At 54.1% G+C, this 5,079-nt stretch carries 6 protein-coding genes; 4 read left to right on the top strand and 2 right to left on the bottom strand.

The annotated features are described in order from the left end of the window. The first annotated feature begins 371 nt into the window (after window positions 1–371). Genes AAGJ81_16210 through AAGJ81_16200 form a run of 3 tightly spaced genes read left to right on the top strand, consistent with a single transcriptional unit; the run spans window position 372 to window position 2,284 of the window. Window positions 372–1,055: a hypothetical protein gene (locus tag AAGJ81_16210; protein MEM0967693.1), complete on the top strand. Its 684-nt coding sequence runs from the start codon at window positions 372–374 to the stop codon at window positions 1,053–1,055. Next, the gene (locus AAGJ81_16205; GenBank protein MEM0967692.1) at window positions 1,055–1,621 is read left to right on the top strand and encodes a LemA family protein; all 567 of its coding nucleotides are present in this window, start codon (window positions 1,055–1,057) and stop codon (window positions 1,619–1,621) included. Before AAGJ81_16210 ends, AAGJ81_16205 begins: the two co-directional genes overlap by 1 nt. Window positions 1,622–1,633: 12 nt before the next feature. After that, a complete protein-coding gene (locus AAGJ81_16200; protein ID MEM0967691.1) occupies window positions 1,634–2,284 on the top strand; it encodes a hypothetical protein in 651 nt (216 codons plus the stop codon). A gap of 158 nt (window positions 2,285–2,442) precedes the next feature. Here AAGJ81_16200 and AAGJ81_16195 read toward each other — a convergent pair whose 3' ends face one another. Both AAGJ81_16195 and AAGJ81_16190 read right to left on the bottom strand, forming a co-directional pair. Continuing rightward, window positions 2,443–3,471 (bottom strand): metal-dependent hydrolase, encoded by a 1,029-nt coding sequence (locus AAGJ81_16195; GenBank protein ID MEM0967690.1) that lies wholly within the window; start codon window positions 3,469–3,471, stop codon window positions 2,443–2,445. A gap of 7 nt (window positions 3,472–3,478) precedes the next feature. Continuing rightward, window positions 3,479–4,240 (bottom strand): SDR family oxidoreductase, encoded by a 762-nt coding sequence (locus AAGJ81_16190; protein MEM0967689.1) that lies wholly within the window; start codon window positions 4,238–4,240, stop codon window positions 3,479–3,481. 243 nt (window positions 4,241–4,483) lie between these two features. Here AAGJ81_16190 and AAGJ81_16185 point away from each other — a divergent pair, with 243 nt between their 5' ends. After that, the gene (locus AAGJ81_16185; protein ID MEM0967688.1) at window positions 4,484–4,792 is read left to right on the top strand and encodes a potassium channel family protein; all 309 of its coding nucleotides are present in this window, start codon (window positions 4,484–4,486) and stop codon (window positions 4,790–4,792) included. The last annotated feature ends 287 nt before the right edge of the window (window positions 4,793–5,079 follow it).

Here is a 5,079-nt window from a genome sequence, read left to right as displayed (position 1 = left end):
TAGCAGGTTATCCCGGATCAGTAAGAATCTGTGGCCTTGCTCGGCGGACGTGCGAATGACTCTGAAACCAAACCAACCAACAATCCTAATGTAAAAATCCATCAACAGCTCATACGCTCTTGACACAAACCAACATAGCAGGGCGCAGTCTGTGACAAGCCTCTCGGTGGTAGACTAATAGCCGGGTCTATTCTATGAACAGCCCGGCTTGTCAGAGCCCACGCCCTACCCGAATTTGATTTCGATTCCGATACCGATTTCGATTCCACCACCAGTATTCTGTCATCTCAATTCTGACTCCTAACCACTTCCTCACTTCCACTTTTTTCCTTCTCGCACCCCTGGCCCTATCTCCCCAACGTTGACGTTTGATGAGTCCTGTTCTTCTCATAATCATCGCCGTTCTTGTCTTCGGGGTGATCGCCTATTTCGGCTGGCTTCAGCAAAAAAAGAGACGGGAGGCACTGCTTGCTTTTGCTGCTGAGAAAGGGCTTACCTTTAGCCCGGATAAGGATCGGAGTGCTGTGCGTCAGTTCGAATTCATCGATCCGATCCGCAAGGGCAGCAATCGCTTTCTCCTGAACCGCGTGAATGGCACACTGGACGGGCACAAGGTCGAGGCCTTCGACTTCCACTACGAAACCCGGAGCACTGACTCGAAAGGACGGCGGCAGACGCGACACTATTACGGCACGTGTTTTCTTCTGCTGCTTCCCGGTACGTTTCCCGAGCTCAGAATCTACCGGGAAGGCTTTTTCCAAAAGATCGCCCAAACTCTTGGTTTCGACGACATCGATTTTGAATCCGTTGAGTTTTCCAAACGCTACGCGGTAAAAAGCCGGGATAAGAAGTTCGCCTACGATTTCTGCAACGCCCGTATGATCGACTATCTCCTCGACGAAGAAGACCTGAACATCGAGGTCGAAGGGGCATGGATGGCAATTACCTTTTCTAGACGGCTAGCACCTGAACTCTGGGGAAAGAACCTCGACCGGCTGATCCACATGCTTAGCCTCATGCCATCCTATCTTTTTGAAAAAGAGAATCGACCCTAATGGGAGGAAGCCAGGTCACTCTAATCATAGTCGTCCTCGTCATTCTCCTTCCGGTGATCTGGGCGATTCTTCAATACAATGGGTTAGTCTCCCTGCGGAATCACATCCGCGAAGCTGCCAGCAACATCGATACCGAGCTTAAGCGACGCTATGACCTGATCCCCAATCTGGTAAGCACTGTCAAAGCCTATGCGGCACACGAGAGAGAAGTTTTGGAGAAAGTAACGATGGCACGGGACCGCTGTATGCGATCCACCGGGACCCCGGGAGCCAAGGCTCCTGCCGAGCAGGAAATGTCCCGCGGCGTGACCCAGCTGCTTGCCCGCGCTGAGGCGTACCCGGACTTGAAAGCCGATAAGAACTTTCTACAGCTTCAGGAGGAGCTTTCCGTCACGGAAGATCGGATACAGGCCGCCCGCCGCTTCTTCAATGGAAACGTGCGCGACTACCGGAACAAATGTGAGCAGTTTCCCTCCAGCCTAATTGCCTCTGCATTCGGATTCCGCCCAGAGGACTATTTCGACGTCGATCCATCGGTAAGAGAAGTACCTGCGACCCGGTTCTAGAGAACTGAGTGTATGCATCCGATACCGAGAAAGGCTTTAGAGAGCCTGGAAAAGATTTGGCCAGAACTGGAACAACTTCTCTCTGGAAAAGAAGCAAACCGAACCCGACTTATCGGTATCGGAGGACCCGGCGGCGCAGGAAAATCCAGTGTAGCCCATTGGTTGGTGGAGAAGATTCCACAGACTGCCATCCTCCCTCTCGACGACTATCGTCTTCCCCGACACGTCAGGGCGCCGCATGGAATTCTGGGCTCTCATCCGCAAGGAAACGATCTAGAGCGCTTAAATCGGGACTTGGATAAGGCTCGCAACGGCCAGGCGTTCGATCGCCCGGTCTTCGACTCAATCGCGGGAGAAGCGACCGCCACGGAGACAGTTCCACCGGTGCGAAACCTCCTCTGCGAAGGCGAAATTGCTGCCCACCTACCGCTCCGCAACTCTTTTGGCCTATTCATTCTGGTAGAAAGTCATTGGCGGGTCCAACTCAACACCCGCCTCTCCCGCGATATCGACAACCGTTCTTACTCGATCAAGAAAGCTCTTGAAGTGTTTCTGAAGAGTAACCTGAGTGACTACCCAGAGCATTCCAGAGGGGCGGAGGCTGAAGCCGATATGATTCTATACCGCACGTCGCATGGAACTTTTCGGCAAAGAAAACGATAGTTCGTTTCACCGTTGGCATGACCGTGGGGAGACTCAGGATACGTAGAAAGACGGTCTATCCCTCGATCAAAGGTCAGAGAATTCCGAGACCCTTCGAGGCATAAAGCCTCTTCCTACCGTGAAATCAAGTTAGCCAACCGGTGACCCAGAGGATCGTATCAAGTTCCGGCATTCAACCTCCCCACAGGCCTCCCGCGAATCATGTCCCACAGCCTTTGAAACGAGTCGCTATCCAGCTCCCTGAAATACTCGATTGATACGTGATCCTCAGGCCGGGAGGGGTCGAGGCGAATCCCCCAAAGCGGACGCATCGAATCCGGCATCATCGCATAACGAAGGTCACCGACGATCTCTGGGTCATCGGGCCAGCGATAAAGGAACCCTTGGGAAAAATGCCGAAACCTCTCGATATCGTCTGCAAGAACACTTTCAGGATCGGCGAGTTGATCTGCCTCAGCTTCGGAAAATGCCCCGACAGTCCCGCCCTCATAAAGGACCGGCTCCCTCAAAAAACCGAGTGAGACTGCATCCACATGATAAATTCCTTCGCTCTCATATACGATTCGCCAGAGCAAGAGGTTTGCAAAGGAAGGACGGGCTGTTACGAGATCAACGACATGACCACGGCTCGCTGCAAGATCACGCGCAAACGAGGCTGCCCTTTCCCGCTGGAAAAAGCCAAACGACAAGTAGCCGATCGCAAACAACAGGCCCACCCGAGACCAGACTGGTGACCGAAATAACAGACTCCCCAGAACCAAAAGAATCAGCGGGATCGTAAAGATCGGATCGATGACCGAGATTGTGTCCCAGGATTCCCGATACTGAGAGAACGGCCAGTAAAGACGAGTTCCGTAGCTCGTGCAGGCATCCAGCAGTCCGTGGGAGAAAGATCCAGCTATGCCGTAGAGAGCGGCCCGTCGATAGGGAAGTTGTCGCATTCGCGGAAAGACCCGAAAGGCAAACACAACCAGCAAGCCGATCATCGGGGCCACTAACAATGAGTGGGTAAAATGCCGGTGATACTCCAGCCCGAGCAGGGGATCCGAGGCTGACTCAATCAGGATATCCAGGTCTGGGGCCGCACCCGCAACTGCACCCAGCAGAAACGCACGCCCGGTCTCCCTTGGGCGGGATAGTGCGAGAGCAACCAAAGCCCCAGCCGTCGCCTGACTAACGGGGTCCACAGGAGTGCTATGCCTTCACTCGCTGACGGACATGCCCCATCCCGCCATCCACCGACCAAATCTGTCCGGTAATCCAAGAGTTTTCAGGCTGAGAAAGGAAGAAGAGTGCCGAGCTAACGTCTCCCGGTAATCCCGCTCTCCCCAGAGGGTGCATCGAAGCAGACAGCCTCTTCGCCTGCTCAGATCCCAGCAGCGGCTTTGCCATTCCGGTCTCGACCATCCCGGGTGCCACCGCGTTCACGCGAATCCCTTTGTTTGCATAGGTGGAAGCCGCGCTTCGGACCAAACCGTTGATCCCTCCCTTCGCCGCGCCAATCGCCTCATGATTAGGGAGCCCAGCGAGGGACGCAACCGAGCTCACCAAAGTGATCGCTCCCCCATCTCCCTTAAGCATTGGACGGACCGCCGCCCGCAAACCGAAAAACGCAGAGCGCAGGTTCAGATTGATCGTCTGGTCAAAGTCTTCATCAGAGCAGCTGTGTGCGGGCTTGAGTAAAATAGAGCCGACACAATGAACATAGGCGTCGATGCGACCCGTTTTCTCCAGCAGTTTCTCCACAACCGCATCCACTTGAGCTGAATCCGTTGCGTCTGCCTGATAAACAGAAGCGTCGGGACTCTCTTCGACAAAGCTGCGGAGGCGCTCCTCCGAGCGGCCGTATCCTGCTACTTGCCAGCCCTCTTCGACAAACTTCTCCGCAAGCGACGAGCCCACTCCTCCAGTGATTCCTCCAATCAACGCTACCCTACTACTGTTTTTTGCCATCATGAGAGACGACTGAGCGCGAAAGCCTTGAACTGGCAAACAGGAGCGGGAGGAATCCGCAACAGAAGCTCAAGCCACTTCATCCAACAAAAAAAGAAAAAGCCAGATTTCCCGCATCGCCACTTTGCCAAAATGATTCCAGAAAACCCGAAAGTCAGTCCAGCGCCGGTTGACCGCAAAGGCTCAAACACCTCAGGACCACCAAACCTTGCAGGATAAGGCGATACCGCACATGTTCCTCTTGCTATGCAGAACAGCTTCGAATTCTTAAAAATTTTCGCTATCGCACTATACACCATTGCCCCGGTGCTTTTGCTCTTGGGTGGAATTATCGCGAGTCTCGGATTTCGTATTGGCCACATGGAAGGCTGGAGCCGATCGGAGTCCCTCTATTTCTGCTTCGTTACTGCTACAACGGTAGGCTACGGAGACTTTCGTCCTTCCCGCGTTATTACGAGGACCTTGGCAATCGCCATTGCCTTCACCGGATTGGTCTTTACCGGAATCATCGTAGCGGTTGGCCTGCATGCTCTCGAAATCGCGATGAAAAGTTGATTTTGACAATTCGCGCTCCTGAGAGCGCATCCCGCGTGGGGGGACAGATTTGTGCGCTCCAAGGTCCTCTAGAGCACTTTGCGATTAGGTTGAACCGTCAGGTGGGATTTAAAATGAGAGCAGCGCAAGGCGGCTTGGTGTGTAGCGGGCTGAAGCCCGTGAACACCAAGCTAACGCAGCGAACTCTCAGTTTAACCCCATCCAGAGGACTGGCTGCTTTTGAGCCGCAACAGCGTTCGAGCGACGCTCACGCACTTCTAGTGCGCAGCGCGTCGCTCCGCCTCGTT

Source organism: Verrucomicrobiota bacterium (assembly GCA_038744685.1).
Classification (GTDB): Bacteria; Verrucomicrobiota; Verrucomicrobiia; order Opitutales; family Puniceicoccaceae; genus Puniceicoccus.
Note: the sequence above shows the minus strand (reverse complement) of the source record. Positions and strands in the feature narration are given on the sequence as shown.